The 19784-nt window shown below is 41.9% G+C and carries 13 protein-coding genes; 5 read left to right on the forward strand and 8 right to left on the reverse strand.

Features of this window, described 5'->3' with window-relative positions; genetic code table 11:
* Positions 1–94 precede the first annotated feature (94 nt).
* A complete protein-coding gene (locus tag AACL30_RS02795) occupies positions 95–8728 on the forward strand; it encodes a TcdA/TcdB pore-forming domain-containing protein (protein ID WP_339057742.1) in 8634 nt (2877 codons plus the stop codon).
* A gap of 421 nt (positions 8729–9149) precedes the next feature.
* Here AACL30_RS02795 and AACL30_RS02800 read toward each other — a convergent pair whose 3' ends face one another.
* Complete coding sequence (locus AACL30_RS02800; protein ID WP_339057743.1) at positions 9150–9536, reverse strand: hypothetical protein; 387 nt, start codon at positions 9534–9536, stop codon at positions 9150–9152.
* Positions 9537–9959: 423 nt separating this feature from the next.
* On the opposite strand from AACL30_RS02800, the gene parA reads away from it, so the two are divergent.
* Together parA and AACL30_RS02810 are read left to right on the forward strand one after the other, a co-directional pair.
* On the forward strand, positions 9960–10589 hold the full coding sequence (gene parA, locus AACL30_RS02805) for a ParA family partition ATPase (protein WP_339057744.1): 630 nt from the start codon (positions 9960–9962) through the stop codon (positions 10587–10589).
* The gene (locus AACL30_RS02810) at positions 10586–10819 is read left to right on the forward strand and encodes a plasmid partition protein ParG (protein WP_176488727.1); all 234 of its coding nucleotides are present in this window, start codon (positions 10586–10588) and stop codon (positions 10817–10819) included. The genes parA and AACL30_RS02810 overlap by 4 nt, the downstream gene beginning before the upstream one ends.
* 181 nt (positions 10820–11000) lie before the next feature.
* Here the strand turns inward: AACL30_RS02810 and AACL30_RS02815 are convergent, their stop codons facing one another.
* The 6 genes from AACL30_RS02815 to AACL30_RS02840 all read right to left on the reverse strand — a co-directional run bounded on the left by AACL30_RS02815 (position 11001) and on the right by AACL30_RS02840 (position 15080).
* Complete coding sequence (locus AACL30_RS02815; RefSeq protein ID WP_176488728.1) at positions 11001–11327, reverse strand: type II toxin-antitoxin system PemK/MazF family toxin; 327 nt, start codon at positions 11325–11327, stop codon at positions 11001–11003.
* Entirely contained in the window at positions 11314–11544 is a 231-nt protein-coding gene (locus AACL30_RS02820) for an addiction module antitoxin (RefSeq protein ID WP_339057745.1), read from the reverse strand. The genes AACL30_RS02815 and AACL30_RS02820 overlap by 14 nt, the downstream gene beginning before the upstream one ends.
* An 82-nt stretch (positions 11545–11626) precedes the next feature.
* Positions 11627–12790 (reverse strand): MobP1 family relaxase, encoded by a 1164-nt coding sequence (mobP1, locus tag AACL30_RS02825; protein ID WP_339057746.1) that lies wholly within the window; start codon positions 12788–12790, stop codon positions 11627–11629.
* Entirely contained in the window at positions 12771–13334 is a 564-nt protein-coding gene (gene ddp1, locus AACL30_RS02830) for a DNA distortion polypeptide 1 (RefSeq protein WP_339057747.1), read from the reverse strand. Before ddp1 ends, mobP1 begins: the two co-directional genes overlap by 20 nt.
* An 814-nt stretch (positions 13335–14148) precedes the next feature.
* A complete protein-coding gene (locus AACL30_RS02835) occupies positions 14149–14910 on the reverse strand; it encodes a replication initiator protein A (RefSeq protein WP_339057748.1) in 762 nt (253 codons plus the stop codon).
* Positions 14907–15080 (reverse strand): hypothetical protein, encoded by a 174-nt coding sequence (locus AACL30_RS02840; RefSeq protein WP_339057749.1) that lies wholly within the window; start codon positions 15078–15080, stop codon positions 14907–14909. Before AACL30_RS02840 ends, AACL30_RS02835 begins: the two co-directional genes overlap by 4 nt.
* A 1099-nt stretch (positions 15081–16179) precedes the next feature.
* Between AACL30_RS02840 and AACL30_RS02845 the strand changes: the two genes are divergently transcribed.
* Positions 16180–16491 carry a type II toxin-antitoxin system HigB family toxin gene (locus tag AACL30_RS02845; protein WP_339057750.1) on the forward strand — a complete coding sequence of 104 codons (312 nt, stop codon included), beginning with the start codon at positions 16180–16182 and terminating at the stop codon, positions 16489–16491.
* On the forward strand, positions 16488–16937 hold the full coding sequence (locus tag AACL30_RS02850) for a helix-turn-helix domain-containing protein (RefSeq protein ID WP_422389567.1): 450 nt from the start codon (positions 16488–16490) through the stop codon (positions 16935–16937). The genes AACL30_RS02845 and AACL30_RS02850 overlap by 4 nt, the downstream gene beginning before the upstream one ends.
* 1136 nt (positions 16938–18073) lie before the next feature.
* Here the strand turns inward: AACL30_RS02850 and ltrA are convergent.
* Positions 18074–19405 carry a group II intron reverse transcriptase/maturase gene (gene ltrA, locus AACL30_RS02855; RefSeq protein WP_339057662.1) on the reverse strand — a complete coding sequence of 444 codons (1332 nt, stop codon included), beginning with the start codon at positions 19403–19405 and terminating at the stop codon, positions 18074–18076.
* Between the last annotated feature and the right edge of the window lie 379 nt (positions 19406–19784).

Here is a 19784-nt window from a genome sequence, read left to right on the forward strand (position 1 = left end):
GCTCTCAATTATTGACCCTGTATTTGCAAAAATCAAAAAAACATACATAGTTTAAATATATTTTTTAATATTATTAAAATTTAGGATAACTGTGATGCCAAATCATAATGAAGAGCCGGTGGCTTCGACTTCCACTAAGGTAAAGATTGATGCAGTCTATTATCAGAAAAAAAATCAAAGTGAAGTAACGGCGTTTAAAAAATCGACAGATTATGGGCTATTTAAAGAGCAATATGAGCGGGCTATCGATCAACTGATTGCTTTTTCGGATGAAAATAACATTGTCTATTCGGTAAATGATGGGACTGATGTTGCCGCAAAAGAACAGTTTATTTCATTTAAAGAAAAGATATTTAAAAGCAATACCCTCGATCATGATAGTCATCTTTACTACCAGGCAAAACAAGCCGTGGAGAAGATTGCCCAGCTTCTAGAGGGCAAAGAAACTAGCAAGGAGAACAAAATTACATCCCTGCGTGAGCTGGCAACCAATATTTTGCAGTGCTCTGATGGTGCTTGTTCATACATTGTCAAGACGAGGCTCCAGCTGAGTGGGAACGTCGGGACGCTATCAGAAAGAATGCAAGTGGTCAAACAGCAACTGGCTGAGCTAGCTATCACCCAGTATGTATGGGATAACCGTGAAAGTATCAACCAACAGTATGATTTTCTAGAAAATTTTAGCGAAAACAATAGTGTGCACGTTGTCGCAATGTATATGAATCTGTTTAGTGAGCTATTAAATATTCCTCATCAACCTGATCAGTATGTAGACAATATTTCCGTGAGTACTACCGATCATGCGGCCATTGAGAAAACCCTACATGAGGCGTTGACGCCCTATAGCATTACCGCACACTTGGCGGAAAAATATCAAAATAATTTGCGTGAAATTGTCGGCGAGAATACAAATGACCATAAACTGGTAACCGATGCGATAGATTCGCAAGAAGCGATCTACGGAAACGTTATGAATGCGGTGATATCGTTTGATGACGACGATGTAAGTTGGCAGATACGGCAGGATCCTACTCTACTGCAGGTGGCGATAGCCAAAAAACTCGCTAACGAGATACCGTTAGGCAGCAGCTGGCCCATCAACTGGGCAATACCAACGCTCACTGAGGAAGAGGGTAAAAATAATAAATTACAGCAGATCGGTGATCTCTTTTGGTTGGAAAAGAAAGATCCCAACATCCCTTCAGCAACAATTACCAGTGAGCCCCGTATTCAGGATTTTCCTGAGCCTATCTCTTTCGATCAGATGGCATCTGGCCAACTTATCCGCCTGCTTGAGCAAGCACCCGCTAACGACGACTTTAAGGCCTTCTTTCAGCGGATTAAGCCTGAGCAATTACAGGCAGCAAACTCGGCACAGATGACAGCCTTGTTTGCAAAGCTGGGTTATGATAACGGCATTACTTATGCCAAGGCTCATCCCGATGGGTTCTCTAAATTAGACCACAATCCTTTAATCGCCACTCTCCTCGCCTTACCCGATGATCAATTGGCCCAGATTGATTCTAGGTTATTGTACCGGATGAATGGAAGCCAGCTGCACGCTTTCACCGCCAAACTGGGGGGGGGCGATCAGCTGCTGCGCTATGTAAAAACACATAAAGAGTGGTTTAAAAACAGCGGTGAGGTATTATTAAAAACTAATTTTCTCACACCGGCTATTTTGCGTCTGAAAGGGGATGAACGGACAGACATCCTGCCCGATTTTTTGCGTCTCATGACCTACTCCCATTTGCAACAATTTTTTGAGGGGATGGGCGAATTAAAACGGGTGATAACGTACTGTGAATCACACGAACTATGGTTCGAAAATCTGCTGGAAAATCAACGGCGGAATCCATTGTTGCCTTATATCTTAACGTTTTCTGGCGACCAATTAGCGGAGATTAATCCCAGGTTATTGGGTTGGATAAGTGACCATGAATTAGTCAATTTTTTTACTAAGATGGCTAATATTAACACGATCACTCGCTATATCGAGCATTATGCTGATTGGTTTGAAGATCTTCATCCCAATCCCTTGGTCGCCTTTTCGTTACAGCTGCCCAGCGACCAGCTGGTTAACGTGCCTTCAACTTTTTTGAAAAACATGTATCGCGCCGATTTGGACACTTTTATTGCCAAATTAGGCTCTGAAAAAGCGTTGCAATACGCCCAAAAGAATGTGGAATTCTTCAAGTGGTTATTGTCTGATTTCCCGGATAATCCATTGCTACCGCATATTTTGCAGCTTTCTGGCGAATCATTGACGGAAAATCCTCCCGATTTGTTATATCGGATAACGGATCCAGAACTGACTCTTTTTTTCCAGCGTATGGGGTCTCTTAAGTTGAGGATGGATTATGCTCAATCCCACGTCATTTGGTTCAATCGACTTAATGTTAACCCATTGCTCGATTACCTTCTGCCTCTTTCCATAGACACTCTCCTTAAAACCGACGTTTTTTATTTGCAGCGGATGAGCCAAGATCAGTTAGAGACATTTTTTGCTAAGTTTGATGCTTCACAAGCATTTGACTTCGCTAAAGCACATCATGAGTGGTTCGTTAAATGTAAATATACTGTTAATCGATTTATCTCTTTTATTTCAACGCTTTCTGCAAAACAGTTATCTTCCATCCCAGCAGCTATTTTGTTACATAAAGTCCTTCCCCGTCAGGTTGGCCAATGGTTAGAAAAAATGGGTAGTGAAGGTGCGTTGCAGTATATCAACACTTATGCCGCGGGGTTTCAAGCTCAAAATGACCCGGATCTTTATCGGATGCTTAATGAAATACCCCGTTTATCTATCGATGTTAAGCGTGCTCTACTGGATATCACGAAAAGAAAAATAGGAATGGGAATGCATTATCGTGATGGTTCTCAATTCATAATCCGGTTACGGATGCTAAACCAATTATTAACAACGGCCATCCAGCGGAAAGATGAGGAAATGATTCGATTGGTTCTATTTTGTGATCTGATGTCGAAAAATGAAATACCTGCCGCAATATCACTGCAGAGACAGCTGTGGCCGAGAACGGCTGCTGATGAAACGGGGATATTAGAAGATTCAATGAAATTTCTTGATACAGTAAAAGATGAATCGGCTACCCCTGAAAATCGTATAGCTGCGGCTATGCGCTTAAGTCATGATATCGGAGTTTTAGGCGGTGTTACGCGTGATTTACCCGCTTATAAGGTATTTTTAGGGTTGGATAAAAGCATTAATAATGCGCTCTTTAAATATTTCTTCCTTTCCGCGGAGCATGATTTGACTAATCGATTACAAGAATGGATGAAAAATCAACCAGAATTAGGGGCCTTTTTTTACCTGAAAATAGCCGCACAAGATTCCGATATAAGATCACTTTTTACAGAGTCTATGCTCAGTAAGCTAAAAAATGATTCCTACTGCCGATCCCTGCAAGGTTTTAACGGCCCAACAGTGGATAATCTCAGCTTTGAGCCGACTTTCCATATCTCACTCGGTGAGCAATATCATCCACTTCAGGCTTTGCTGTTACAGGCGCAGGCATCCGGTATGTTAGTTAATGCCTTCCTCAATGAAGCCACGCAATCATTGCACCTAGGCTATACCTATCAACAATTAATCGATTTATCCGCCGCTCACCCTCAGGTGAAGGCCGTGATCGATTTAGTAAAGCAGGTGGTTCAGGCAGCCAATGCCGATGGACAGGAACAGTTAGTTGAAATGCTGATGTTGGATAAATACGCTGATAAACAGTATCTATACCAATTGCAACGTGAACGCTTAAATGAGGTTTCCCTTTCTCTCCGCGACGAGATGGGGTTAAGTTCCGCGGTGCCGGAAGTCAATCAACGGCCTGTCAACGAATGGGTCATACCTGATATGACCATCCAGCAAGACGGTGGCACGATGGACTTTGCTGGCCAAATAATTCTGCAATTGGAAGATGATGTGCAAGTATTGGCTGCTGCGCAAGGGCTGGCGGGTAAACACCCTAAGCTCTCCGTCATCGTGCAGCTTGATGCAAAGAGCCACCCTCGAGTGGTATATGGCGACCCCTCCCGGCTGCAAGGCAAGCTGCGCTGGCAAGTGGTGGGTCATGGTCGGGGTGGTGAAGGTGAGCGTAATCACCAGACACTGGGTGGGCGTACGGCGAGTGAGTTGGCTGTGAACATCAAGCAATTAAGTGCTGCTTTGCGTATCAATCATGCTGGCCTGAGCCAGGATCTGGATCCGACCTACGTCAGTTTGGTTGGCTGTTCCTTGACCGATCAGGATAACCAACGCGGTTATGCCTACCAATTCGGCACGGCGCTCAGTCAACAGGGGATCCGTGCCGATATTGGTGCTCGCCACGTGCGGGTAGATGTGAATCAGTATGGCGAAAAAATCACCGAGGATCATCAAGGCAACTGGCAGCGTAAAATTAGCACAGATAAGGTGGTTCTACGCTGGGATAAGCAAGGAAAGGTACTAGGACAAGACTATAATACCAATATATTAAATGAAAAAAATGAGTTACTGAACTCTATTGAGTTGGCAGAAAATTTTCAACAAGCGATGACAAATCTATATCGTAGTAACCATTTGCAGGCCGATAAATGGTTGCCAGTATTGAGTAGCCTAACAGAAAGGGATAGGAACAGAAAATCATTAGCGGCAAGCCCGAAAAGCTATTCGATAGAGGTGGTAAGTCAAACCGGCAATCAAACCCGTAAACTTACTTTCAATGACTCCAGGATCATCGATTTCATTAAGCATTATGATAGAGAATTGGCCAGCGTCAGTCAGCAATATCAAGCGAGCAAAGAGAAAGACGCCTCGTCTGCAGATTTCACTCATGTTGAGGCGATTGATGGCCTGAATGCCGGGATTATCGTCAAAACGCTGATCCCTTGGTTTGCTAACAAAAGCCGTACTGCTGTCGCCGGTGATGCCATGCCGAGTACACTGAATACCGCCTTGCAATTGCACACTTATGTGGGGTTGACGCAAATGGCGCATGGCGCGCTAGAAGATATGGCCAAAATCTCCAAGCTGTATCAGGCCGTGGTCAGTGAACGTAAAGCTGTAAGCAGTGGGGTGTCATCGCTGGGCAAGATTAGCAGTGGAGTGGGGATAGTGTTAAATTTGGGCAGTGTGGTACTTGACGGTACTGAACTGGCGCATGCACAAAATGCTGCACAAAAAGCGGTTTTTGGCACGCAGTTAGCTTTTGATGTAGCCGGTTTTACCAGCAGTACAGTCGGTATCGGTTCGGGCATCGCCGCTGATGCCGGCGTAGCCGGAGCGGCGACCGTGGGAGGGGTCGCCGGAGCGTTAGCGGTACCGCTGGCCGGTTTAGGCATTGGTTTTACTGGATTAGCTGAAGCCTTTGGTAAAGTTGCCGCTAAAGCGGAGGCGGTAGGTAATTATTTTGCCGACCTGGATGCGGCCTATAAACAGGGGGGCTACCGTCGGGTAGAAAAAAAATTGACTAACGGTAGCACCTCTTCTTTGTTAGAGCCCATACCTGGTGCGGTGATCCAAACCTTGGATTTGAAAAATAAGCAGCTTACCTTTGATAGCCAATATTTTTATCGCAACGATCCTAAATTATCTGTTGGTTCAGGGGAAAGTAATTATTTTGCCTGGTGGCCAGGACGATCCTACAATAGTGATAAAATGCAGGCGGTCAATATCCGGGAAGGCATTGGCTATACCATAGCCCAGGTCAGCTTTACGCCAGATAACGGCTTCTTGATTTTACCGATGACACCCAAATCATTCATCGGTTATGACTATATGTTCCTGCCTTTTTGCACTGGCCGCCATGACCGTGGTTTTGATGTTCTGCGTCGGTTAGAGAAAGACGGGCGATTCGACTATGACTTTTATGCTTTCCCCTCCGAGCGAATTATTTATAAAATTACCCCCGAATTTGTCAGCACGCCGATTAAAGTTATTTTAGATGCCCAGGATCGCGATATTATTATGCCGCTGTTGCCAGATGCCATTCACGGGACATTGTCTTATCAGCTGATGGGTGATGGCGCTGAATACCGTGTTAGCCTGCAGAAAGGGTGTGCGTTCTCTTTACAGTCAGACAATCCGGCCACCCGCTGGCGACTGGATGCGCGTGCACTGCGTGGTGCTGAGGATGGTGCGGTTAATATCGATATCTACGACGATCATCTCCAGATTGGAGACGTACGCATTACTCTCGACTCGCAACTGAAAGGCATGATTTCGGTGATAGACAATAACAATACCTGCTTTGTTATTGATTTGGCAAACAAGAAAAAAACACTGCTGAAAATCGATGAGAGTCACATGGCTGACTGGCAAGATTTACATCAGCGTCTCAAATTATTGACGCATCACTCAGATGGCACGGCGAATACATCACTGATCCCGGTAGAGCATTATCGTCCCGCCGCTTCAGAATCGACAACACATCAGGTAGGCCGCGCTTTTTATGATGTCAGCCACGATCGCTTTATTTATACCAATAACCCCGAGGCCAGTGAGTTTCTCAGTACGGCTGAATTGTCGAAGGTGTCAGGTGATAAAGCGTGGTTTTACCGCGGCACCGATATTTGGCAAGTGAATATCGCCGATGGAAAAATAGTGCAGCAGTACTTGCCGATGAACTTTGATCAACATCAAAAAAGTCAGGGAAATCAGCTCAAGAGTCGCATGTGGCAGGACAGTAATGGTCAGCTTTACTTGGCGATTGAGCAGCCAAAAGGTGACTACCACATAAAGTACACCTATCGGGTTGAAGCCACCGCGCTGAAACTGCTCGAGGTTGCAAGTAATGCACCATTGGAAAATATGAGCCAACAAAGTCTTGAGCAGCTATCCGCTCAACTGGCTGACCATGGGTGGTTCGCGCCATCAGAAAAATTCATCACCACTGAGCATCAGATTAAAGGTGTAATCGGCCCAGTGGTAAGTGTTTCTGGCAAGCAGAATAACCGGGAGCAACGCTGCTGGTTATTCGTCGGCGAACAGGGATTGCAAGCCGCCGTCATCGCTAATTTACCGGTAATGTTACAGGATATCGAGCTGGCTTTCGTGACCCCTACAGATAACTCTGGCTACTATTTTTATAGTCAATCAGCCCACCATCTCTATTTTCAAGAAAATAATGGGCTCTCGGGCACGCCAGCGACCTTGGTGGATATAGACAATATTAAATCCGTCTTCAAACAAAATCAGCAGGCTTTTGCCCTCACTGATGAGGGCGTGCTGTGGTTGCTTAACAATCAAGGTAGTGCACAATTAGCGGGATTGATGCCAGAGTGGCTGCACCTTCATCGGCAAGAGTTAATGGCACGATTGGAACAGTTAAGCGGTTCTACTCCGCACAAATTGAACAACCTATTACTACCAGGCATACAAGACAGCGCTGGCTACCCCGTGATAGCATGGTACGACAGCGTGGCTGGCCGGGTAGTACAGAGCGGCTCGAATGTTGACGCGAAGCATAGACTACATTATCTCGGATTAACGCATGACTCACGTCAAGCATGGCTTTTTGATATGGATAGCCAAAGATTATATCGTCAGCCTGTCTCCGACGCCGTGTTGACGTTAAATGAACAATTAGTGCCCTTAACACCGGCAGAAAATGCAACGATGCTGCCTTCAATCCATAAATATACTGGTGCAGTGCGAGTGGACGATACGCTTCGCTTGGAAACGGCTGATGGTGCTACAGTAATATTACCGATAAATGCTCGGCTTCAGGATAAACCGACGGTGGCCACCTTGCAGATCAATGGGCGCCAAGATACCGAAATCAGCGCGATAATGGAAGCGATGAGACGCGATTATCAGCTGTCTCCGGTCACCAGATTATTGGCCAGAGCCGACCAGGCCCCCGCGTGGTACCTCAGTAAAGAGCAAAAAATTCTCCGCGCCCCGGCACTTAACGCCCTGCATATTCTCAACGACGTGGGGCAGGTTGCTGGGCAAACCGCCCGATATATCCATGACCAGACGACGGGTGTGCTTTGGTCAGTACAGGATAACAACACCACTCAAATAGGAAATTATGATTTTATCCACTTAGAGCAAGGCAATTTGCTGCTAGAGGTGAGTAAGGGCAGTGCGTCAGGTGAAATTGGGCTGCCACAAGTAGAGGGGGGTCACAGCCTAATTATCCAAAATCGCTCAGCTGCCCAGCAGCGCTATCGGCTCAGCGACACACTCCTGCGTCATTACTCGCAGATCGTGATCGATGATCAGGCGAATGATGCCGTTATTTGGCTTGATTCTGTGAATGAAACGGGCTTGTCATTACAACACAGTGGTCACGCATGGGTGCTTTATGATACTCAATCAGGCTCTGGCTTACAGATCGATAATATTGAGGCCACTGCTCAACGTGGAATGAAGCTACAAATCGCGGGATCCTCTCCACAAGCTTTAAGTGTATTGCTTAAAGAGATCGCCACACAGACAGCATTAAGCCCCGCTGATAATGGCTGGCAGCTGATAGTGGACCAACAAGGTCAACTCCAGCTATTTAATGTGTCCAGCGGTATCAGCCGAGCAAGATTTGGAGAGCGTGGCATAGACACTATACAAGCCAAAGACGATCAATTAGGCCGTGTTGATCAACTCACCGCCGCAATGGCGTCTTTTCAATCGACGGAAAGATTGCCATCACTGAATCACTCGGCTTCCCGCGCGCCGAGTCCCTATCAACCATTAGTTGCATCCAATCACCCGCTCCGGGCGTTTTCATGAACGTTGCTTGGAGTTGTCTGGCGCTTTAAGCAAAATAAAAGGTATTGTAGTCGGTGGGATAAAAAATCGGATGCTTAAAAAAAAGACAGCTAGAAAAAGGCAAGAGAGATGCCAACCTAGAAACCGTTTTATTCGTTATCAGCCTAACTACCTGACGCCATTAACTTTTTATGAAATTTTCGACAAAGCTCTATTTTACTATTTTACTATTCTGCTATTGAGTGGTGCGAAGGCCGGACTCACAAAAGCAAGTTAATTCCTTGATATAGAATGATTAAATTACTTTTATTTACAAAAAAGACCTCATTTTTGACCCCATACCAGAATGCATAAATTTAAACTTCTGACCCGATTATAATTCCTGCCAAGACTACTCTAGTCTGGCCGAGTGTGTCTAGGTACTCGGCCAGACTAATAATAATCAATCTTTAATAGTTTCCATTTCCAAGCCATTAATATGCAGAGCAGAACGATAAATCTCAGCCTTCACTTCTTCAAACTCCGTGTAATATTCAACTATTTTCTGCTGCAATTCAGAATCTAATACATTGAATTCTTCCATTTTGCCAGTTTTTTTATTCTTCAAGGTTACAATTACAGGTTTTTTATTTTCATCAACTTTAATAGGAAATCTAATATTAAATTTTTGAATATTCTTTAGATTTGCTCTTAATTCACGATCAAGTCTATTCTCTTCTCTTATAGCATGCAGAGAGTAATAAACAAACATTGGATTTACATCTTCATGCTCAATTTTTATTGAGCCACAATGGTCTGTTGTTCTAAATATCTCTCCAGCCATTTTCACTGAGAAATCAAAATTACCATCAATACCCCATAAAACGGAGAGCATAAAAAAGTGTGGGGCAATCCTATCCCACTAATCCAGTGCTTTCATCGATTTTTAGATCTGAATAACTCTTTTAGCTCACCATGAAACTGTGTTTGAAGTAGATCAAGAGTATCTTGAGATGCATTAAAATAATGTCAGTGATTTTATCGTCAATGGGGAATGATTTGGATGATTGCCCCACACTTTTTTATGCTCTCCAAATAAAAAAGCAGGCCAGTGCTGACTTATAGTGTTTTTCAGTACTACTCAGCGTCAAAGCCTTAATGCAGTAATTAAAAATAATCGTAAAATCGTACAAACACATAAGAGTAAAAGTGTTTTATCGTATATACTGAATTCTGTATTTTTTTATATCTTCCGCACACAAGGAGTCGCCAAATGATAATTTCTGTTTTGAATCAAAAAGGAGGCGTGGGCAAGACAACACTAAGTGTCAATATTTCAGCAAGTCTTACACGCATGGACAATCGTGTACTGCTTATTGATGCCGATCCTCAAGGTAGTTCACTAAATTGGGCTACAGCAAGAGAAGATAAACCATTATTTACTGTCATTGGGTTGCCTAGAAAAACTATTCATAAGGAAGTAGCAGAAATCAGCAAAGGTTTTGACTACGTTATTATTGATGGCCCCCCTCGAGTAACTGATCTGGCTCGCTCTGCCATTATGGCAGCCGATCTTGTGCTAATTCCGGTACAGCCAAGCCCCTATGATGTATGGGCAGCGGAGGAAGTAGTTACCCTTATAAATGAAGCGCGGATTTATAAAGAAAAACTGAAATCTGCATTTGTGGTTAATCGTAAAATCGCAAATACAGCCATTGGACGTGATGTCGGTGAGGCATTGTCAGAGTATAATACTCCTGTATTACGAGGTTGTGTCACTCAGCGGGTAATCTTTGCTGAAGCAGCGGCGAAAGGCTGTGCTGTTTATGAGATGGATGCTCAAGGGCCTGCTGCAAAAGAAATCGATAATCTGGTTAATGAAATTAAGGAGTTTACGCAATGACTGGAAAAAAAATTTCTTTTGGAATCCGCCCATCAACAAAAATCTTACCAGACAAATCAGACGAGTGGGTTAAAAACAGAGAATTACCCGAAAAAGAAAAAATGAAACGGCTTACTATTGATGTCACAGAAAGCCTACATCGTGCGATCAAAGCTGAATGTGCCATGCGCGGTACAAAAATTGCTGATGAGGTAAGGGAGCTACTTATCAGTAAATACGTTAAATCGTAATTACGCTTTTAAGGGCAGGTTATTACATTTATCACTTAGCGCATGAAATTAGAGCACTAATCAACGGGGAAGCCCTTATAGTACAATATTTTCCGTTTCCCAAACGGAGCCCATTTTCGTCCACTGGACTGTGAACCTCAACAGATATCCATAATATATTCAATAAATATATTATGGATATTTATTTTGCCAATCCTAAATGTACTTTAATAGCTTCTTCTACCAAAAGTACATCTGATTTTGACAAGCTACCTATCTGATTTTTTAATCGGACTTTGTCTGCTGCCATAATTTGATCAACCATAACTTTTCCAAGTTTTCCTTTTACTGTCACTAAGGCTTCACCAGGATACTGGCGGTCAATGTTACTGGTCATTGGCACGACGACAACTCTTGTTAAATGCCGGTTGGCAGCATTATTACTGACAACAATCGCAGGGCGAGTTTTACGAATTTCGCTACCCAAAGCTGGATCGAATTCTACCCACCAAACTTCACCTCTTTTCATCGACCATGTCCTTTACGAGAGCGTTACACCACTCTTGTGCCTCAGCTTCACGGCCTTTATCTGCGGCCATTGCCTTGTAGCCATCATCTAATACCGTATCCAATACGAGAGGCCGGACTAAGCCTTCAATAAATTGACTCATCCGACCTCTCCCAATCGTCCTATACAATCCTTCGTATACCTCTTCATCTAAAGTGATCGTCATTTTCTTATGCATGATACCTCCAAATACGTTATACGTATAGCGTATACTAACACACACTACTCTGCTACAGACCATTGAATACAAGATTAAATTTTCATCGCTTACCAAAGCTAAAACCTAAGCCAAATCGCCGTTTTTCTTCATCCTGATTGATCGCATTCTTTAAAATAACAGCCTTATTTTTCGTAAATTCCCTCTTCTTGTTTAGCTGCGTGCTTTGACGGTTAGTATCAAAAAGTATCTCTTCTTTTTCCCGTATAACATTTCTATCAATACCAGTTATCTCTAAATTTTCTAATTTCCATTGATTTTTTTTCGCTTCCTTATAACCTAAAATTGAACCCTCCTCGCTAAAAATAGGGACTTTTACTTTAGTGACCCCTCCCTTTTTTATTTTAATCAAACTTCCTTTCATAATGCGCTCACGAATCATTTCTTGCTGTAGCTCTTTACCCCAAATAGTGACCTCTTTCTGACTTTTCAACGTCCGATACTTGATAAATGGCACTTCTTTATTTTTGATATCAAATTGATAATTGGTTTTCCCAAAATCAACCACCTCATACCGGTTTCTCAGGTTATCAGGCTCACTTTTAATTAAATTTTTCAAAGAAAAATCCTGTTTATGTGTTGCTTTAACGTCATACCCCAATGCTTGTAACTTCGCAGCAAAATGCGTTCTCATTTCACGCAAATCGTTTTTTCTGATATTAATTCTTTCTCCCTGATTATCAGGGATCCGTAATACGGCATAAACATGGGGATTTTTCATATCTTGATGATACGCTAAAAAAAATCGATTATCCGGGTATTTTTCCTTTAATGTTTTTCTAACAGTATCAAGCATAACATCACTGGAAACACTCGCTATTTTAGGAGACGAGAACATCATGTTATGAGTTAATTTTAACTCATAACCATCGAGACGCAGCTTATCTGATTTTGTGGTCATATAGTCGTACAATTCAGCATTATCTTTCTTACTTTGATAGTCTTTACCCAAATCATCTTGCAAGGTCAACTCCGATCCACGACTAATGTAGTCAATGGTATTCTTTATCCCTCTTGCCGTTTTCGCCCCTGCTGTTATTTTCACCATCACTTCTTTACTAGCATAATTCCTTATCGCTTTACTTGATTTACTCTGAATAGAGAATGTTCCTTTACTTTGTTTAAATTTATAAGCAAGAGTTGACCTAGAGGCTCTGGCGCTTCTGTCCTTCCTGATCCGCCACTCCTTATCTTTCTTTATCTCCATCCACCTTCCCTCTCGATCTAAAATTTTTACGATTGATACTAAATGTTGTCAGGTCTTCAAGGCTATTTTTTAACTGTTCAATCAGTAAAGTAAGACGTTTTACATCATCATGAAAATTCTTATCATTGATGGTTAACATTTGTTTTTGTACAATAATATAATGTAAGTTTCGCCCTAACACATCAATGGCATTTCTGGCTGCTCTAAGCTCCTTCACTTCATCGGGATAAAATGAGGGGTCATCCACCAAAGAAGAAGCGAGACGAAACCGCATTTCTTTAGATAAAGACCAACCATTTTTTGCTGCTTCTTTTTTTAGCGCTTCACTCAGTTCATCATTTAATTTTGTACTCAATTTTTTATTGTAACAGGTAGAATAATACGGTTTTATCTTATCGGATACGGCATTGCCGTTAATAATAGATACCGCTATCTTTTTCAATAAAGAAGCGGGTTTTAATCCTAAAGAGGTTGATTTTTTTTCCAGTGTTAGAAAATCATCATCTGTGATTCTTATTTGAATTTTTCTTTGTCCTTTACTCACTTCGAGAGCCTCCGGAAGCGTGGTAAGATGAAAACATTTAGGAACAAAGTGACGTCAAATGGGGTCAACTTGCCTATCCTACATCATGTGTTTAATCTGTTACATCAGTGTAATAAATTAGGATAGAAAACCAATATCTTCACGTGCCTGTTTTGCGCATTAGTCATGCGATTAATTTAATCATTTTTAAGTCAATGAAATATCAACGCGTTACCATTTTTACTTTTTATCACAGATACACCATTAAACTAAGGATTGCAGGTTTTTTCAACAAAAAACCATTATGTTTTTCATTGTATTAATTCATCGAAAATGTAAACAAGTGCACGAGGCACCATATGATTTTTTATCTTTCTCCTTCTGTCTCTACGTATCCATTTTTTCGTACAAATAGAAGTCGGTGAAAAGGTGACGCATTGTCTAACCAGGACACCAGACCCTCTGCGACCAGAGAAGTAATAATACAAATTGCTACGATAACAACACTGTAGTCATTGACCGTATACCAACCGTGGATTTGGTTGTAATGGATCAGGCAATAAAACCCGCCTAACAAAAATAGAAAATAGCGGAGTACATGAAGGAGAGATAAACTAAAATAAACGGACATATGCAGCACGCTCGCCACTATCCGGCGAGACCAAATAAATAACCAGAAAAAAAACCTTCCCATTAAAGAAAAAATCTGTTTAAAAAGCATTTTTCTTTTGGTAATCCTGAACATTTTTTTCATCATCTGACGATTTTTACCTTGGGGAAATTGATAGACCTTCGCCACTTTTCAATTCTCCTATTTTTTTATTTTATTATTTTATTAAAAACCATATTTCTTTTTCAGTCCATAAATCGCTTTTTTTCCTCCTTCCCGCAGTTTTGATTTTTGTGCCGCTTCACTGTCTTGATTACGATTGGTAAAAATCACATAATCTTTTTCCGCTTCATAAGCTATTTCATAATCCGGTAATTCATTAGTTTTAACTAAATTTTTTATTGATCGTTTAAACTCCGCTTTACTTGCCGTGCTCCCAGTTTTTAAATGCAGCAATTCCAACGAAATCACCCACTCATGCTGTTTACCGCAATGTTTTCGAGAAATTTCATACAGGCGGCGGTCTATCGCTTTACGAATGCGAAAATAGTCTGGACTGATTTGCAACACTTTGGTGTTGGTGACAGCCTGATAGAGCCAATTGGGTAACGTCACTTCAACCATCCCTATATCCAACTTACCTTTTTTTTCTTCCACCATTCGCCAACTATCAATCAAACCAAATCCCCTTGATTCCTGTTTATCCTGTGAATGGTAAATATTGGTTGTGATAGATGTACCCCGCAGTCTGTCTAAAGCTTTTTCCAGCTCCTTATAGGTTCGTCCCCCTATCTCTCTATTTGTCGTAATAAAGTAATCATAAGGGGTGAAACAGACTGTGCGGCTAATGGGCTGGTTGTTATTGATTGCTTCCTGCAATTTAGAAATCGTGTAAATCCAAACATCTTTATCAAAAATGGTCGCTATGCCAATTTCAACAGCAGGCCGCACCGTTACGGTAACATTTTTATTTTTGTATTCTCTCACCCTTGTATACCACCTTTCAGGGCAAAAAATGGATGTTCCATACTCGCCAGTTCATCACGGAAGGTGACGATATCAACTTCATCAGCAATGAAAAAATCAATCTGCTGATGTTTACGGGGTCTTAACGTTTTCAAGTTGTTTACTCTCGATTTGCCATTATAATCGGCCATAGCCTGAATCCTATCTACGCTAGGGTTATGGGTTAGAGCCAGCCAGGTGTTAGAAGCACCTGGCTGGCTCGCTATTTACACGTGTTTTTTCTGGGATTTATCAGTAAGAACATTTTGAAGATTACATTCAATAATGGGATTTACACATAAAGTAGTGGGATTTACACATGAAGTAGTGGGATTTACACATGAAGTAGTGGGATTTACACATAAAAAACTGGGATTTACACATCGACAGTAAAAAAAACAACTATTTAACAAAAGGTTAAATCGATTTTTTTCCCTTTAACTTCTTTTAACTCATACATAACTAATCTTTTAACTGCAATCTACTGACTTGTTCTTGTGGATAACTCAAAATTTTCATCCGAGTATTATTCAACTAAAGAGTGACCAAGTTCCTATTCAGCACCAGATGATATTCCGCTTCCTCGAACCGCCTTCGCTCTGCTCAGGCCATTCTTGCGGCGAGCGTTACCAATCTAACAAACTCGTTTTGCTAGAAATTTTTTTAAATTGCAAAAATAAAAAAACTTAACAGGATAGATATCCATTCAATGCAGCGATAATCTTCTCTCTAAGGCGCCTATAAGAGCCGTAAACTTATTATCCATACCAACCTAAGGCTTCAACGTTAAAATCACTCCTGAGCGTTTATGAGGCTTTTAAATTTGAGCTAGTCATGTAGTCATTTCTGCCATCACATTTGTTGAATTGGAGTTTGGCCTATCAGTTTACTCAAATCCACAACGAGAGCGCCAGAATCTCGATGCGTTAATTGAATTTTTCGAAGTATGTTTGTTCGATGCTGCCACCCGAGAGAGAAAATCAGATCACCTCAACAAACTTATCGGCGTACATGCAATTGCGCTGGGAGTTACACTCGTTACGAACAATGAAAGCGATTTTGCCACTTATAAAAATTTGACCGTTGAAACCTGTAAGGATTTCATATCTAGATGAAAAATAGATGAACACAAAGACAGATAATGTAAACGTCGAAAAATATACTGAATTTAAGTTTTCAAATTGAAAACTTTATAGGAGTGCATTACAATCTTTTTAAGATGAAAACAAAAAGATTTTGGAGACAATAATATTGCACGTTATCAGCAGACAACCGTTTAATGAAGCCGCTGGAAAATTTCCAAATTGTGCTATAGCTCTTGCTGATTTGTTGAGATCTCTCGAAAAAGGACAATTCAGTAGTCCAGATGAAATGAAGAAGCTAATTCCGTCACTGGATAATTTCCGTTATCGTAATAAGTGGTGGGTAATTGATGTATCAGGTAATACATTAAGACTAATCACTTACATTGATTTTCGGTTACGCAAAATTTTTGTTAAACACATTTCCACTCATGCTGAATACGATAAACTGACAAAATATTATCGGGAGTACAAAGAATGACTACAGCAACGATGAAGCATAATATGCACCTTGATACAATAATCAATGCTTTCTCGAAAGTGGCAAAATCTATCCCCTTACTTAGTGGCGGGCATAGCGAAGCTGAGTATAAAAAAGCTCTTGAGCTAATAGAATATCTAGTAGACCAAAACGATCTAGAGAACCCACTATTTGAGCCTCTTACCGCAAAAATAACCGAATATGAAAATACAGCACCAAAGTTTAAAGAATTTAATTGCCTGCTAGAAAATGTATCGGATGGTAGTATCGCGGTACTTCGAACCATTATGGATCAATATAGTTTGAAAGCCGCAGATCTTGAATCAGAATTGGGATCTAAATCTAATGTGAGCAATATACTGAATGGTCGCCGTGCTCTAACCGTCCATCACATTAAAGCATTGTCTGAACGTTTTCATGTTCCCGCCGAAATGTTCATTGGTTAACTGCTAAGAGTAGGTCATTTACTCTGATTCTGTTAGAAATGAAAGATTTAGGAAAGCGTTATACAAGGGGTTGTGCGACTTCCACAATTAGCTTGTAAACATAAAGCAACTGGGATTTACACATTGGTAGTAAAAAAAACCATTTAACAAACGGTTACATCGATTTTTTCCTTTAACTCCTTTTAACTGCAATCTACTGACTTGTTCTTGTGGATAACTCAAAATTTTCATCCGAGTATTATTCAACTAAAGAGTGACCAAGTTCCTATTCAGCACCAGATGATATTCCGCTTCCTCGAACCGCCTTCGCTCTGCTCAGGCCATTCTTGCGGCGAGCGTTGCCAGTCTAACAAACCTGTTTTGCTAAAAATTCTTTTAAATTGCAAAAAATAAAGAAACTTAACAAGATAGATATCCATTCAATACAGCGATAATCTTCTCTCTAAAGCACCTGAAAGAGCCGTAAGCTTATTATCCATACCAACCTAAAGCTTTAACGTTAAAGTCACGCCTGGGCGTTTATGAGGATTTAAATTTTATTTAGCGAAGACAGGCACAACTAAACTTCAGTAGCCATCAATATCTGTGATCTGCATCACGTTTTATTATTAATAAATAGATGTGATAGACATACGCTTGGGAACCGCCGGAAATTTCGTCACTTCATCTTAGTTGAAAAGATCGTAGTAACTAAGAAGTAGCTTCACCAACAGGAACACAACGATGGCTAAGAGCGTGCTGAGAAAGTTAGATGCATCGAAACGCCTAAAGTTAGTTTTTCATGTGTATGAATGAGCGGAAATACTCAAAAAGATTGAGACTGTACTCTGGGTTTTACAAATTCAGGGGGAATATATAGATCTAAACCTATCGTTCCACACCATTCTCTGAAATCTTTTAAAGAACTGACACCTGCTTTATCATATATGACCCTTAGGTTATTTTCTATCGTCTTCTTAGCACGGCAAAGTCTATCCCCCACCATTTTAGCTGTCATGGGCTGTAATATAAAAAATATCACTCTAGGGGTCGTGGGTGAGTAGAACGGCTAGATCACTCCAGCCGAACCCTCCTCAGAACCGGACTTGCGGAACTACCGCATCCGGCTCCCGATAGATCAGTGTCCCCACACCTATTTAGTGAGATTGAAACAGTGATCGGGTTCTCCATTTTGTTGGATAACCCAGCATTTTCAGGATCAGAGCGAGCTTTTCCCATGTCAGGCGACGTCGCCCACCTTTGCGGTTAAACCACCTGAAGATAATACGGCGACTCTGGTGTATAAACTGGCCAACCCGTCTTTGATTGTCCGAAATGCCGTGATAGTTTACCCAGCCTCGGACAACGCTAATGACGGTATTCAGGGTTTGCCTTTTATTTGAGGTCAGATTCTTCCAGAGAAAGTCTCTTAGTCCTTTAAGTTTGGCCGCAAAGCGGTCTTTTCGACTGGTAAATTTCAGCCGCCAATATCCCTTTCGCGTTTTCCCCCAATAGCAGGTAAATCCCAGAAAGTTGAACGTCGGTAGACGTTCTCCGGACTGGCTGGCTTTTAGCGCTGCAATATGCCCCGCAGGTAATAGTTGCGATTTATCATCATGCAGTGCCAAACCATATTTATTCAATCGTTTCGGCAAGACTCTGTAGAAGCGTTCCGCTTCTCTTTGAATCTGAAAGGTAAATATCATGTCGTCAGCATATCTCACCATCTCCACACGTCCAGGAAGAGATGAACGGCTGATTTCATCAAACCATTTATCGAGCACATGGTGTAGGTATATATTGGCAAGAATGGGCGACAGAATTGACCCTTGCGGACAGCCTTGCTCGTTGCTGGATAATTGTTTACCTGCTATTACTGGCGCAGTTATCAGCACCTCGATCAATCTTAGGAAGCGCCTATCTGATATCTTTCTCCGCAGTAATTCCATTAATTCCCTATGAGGTATTCTGTTGAAATACTTACGGATATCGATTTCTACAATAGCCCCGTTCCAGTTACGGAAGGTTTGTTGTTGTAGCGCCTTTAATGCATCATGACAATTTAATTTCGGGCGAAAACCGTAAGAACAGGGCAGAAATAGCGGTTCGTATATCCTGCTCAAAATATCGCTGACAGCACGCTGTACCAGCTTATCTTCCACACAGGAAATCGCTAATGGCCGTTTACTGCCGTCTTCTTTTGGGATCTCCGTTATTCTGGCTGGCTTGGGTTGGTATGTCCCCTTGCGTATCCGCTTGACGAGATTCATAACATTCTCGTCGAGGTTTTCTCCGTATGCCGCCTTTGTCACGCGATCAATCCCTACGGCTTTATTCCCATCTAGCCGATAGAATTGTCCACACAGCATGTTGTTGTTTAGCAAATGTCCTAAGTTGTTGAACACGAGCTGTTTATCACATGCTGCTCTCTCACCTATGCGCTCAAGTTTAGTTAACCATGTTGTTCCGTCGTTGCTGAGTACGGTCATTGTTTCCCTCTTACGCGCGATCTATCTGCCCGCCCTTCGCTCCACGATCATTACTCGCTTCTTCGCTACTATGGCTGGCTCCGACTTCCAGAAGGCCTTCTTTTAAGCCTCGTGTTTGGCACTTGTGCTTAAAATACTCATTCCATTGAGAACCTTCTGGATCTCCGGGGTTCCACACTGTTCTCTACAAACTCGCCGACGCCTGCGACTCCGGTGTGTGTTTCATGATGGATTTCGCTAGTGTAACCATCGAGAAACCTTGGCCTGCTGACCCTCCAAGGCCATCGGCACAGCACCACTCGGGGATTTCGGAGTTATCGCGTTCATCTGTTGATTTCGGCTCGAATGTTTCACTGTCTACGCTTCACCACCTTCGTTA

Source organism: Candidatus Regiella endosymbiont of Tuberolachnus salignus (assembly GCF_964020115.1).
GTDB lineage: Bacteria > Pseudomonadota > Gammaproteobacteria > Enterobacterales > Enterobacteriaceae > Regiella > Regiella insecticola.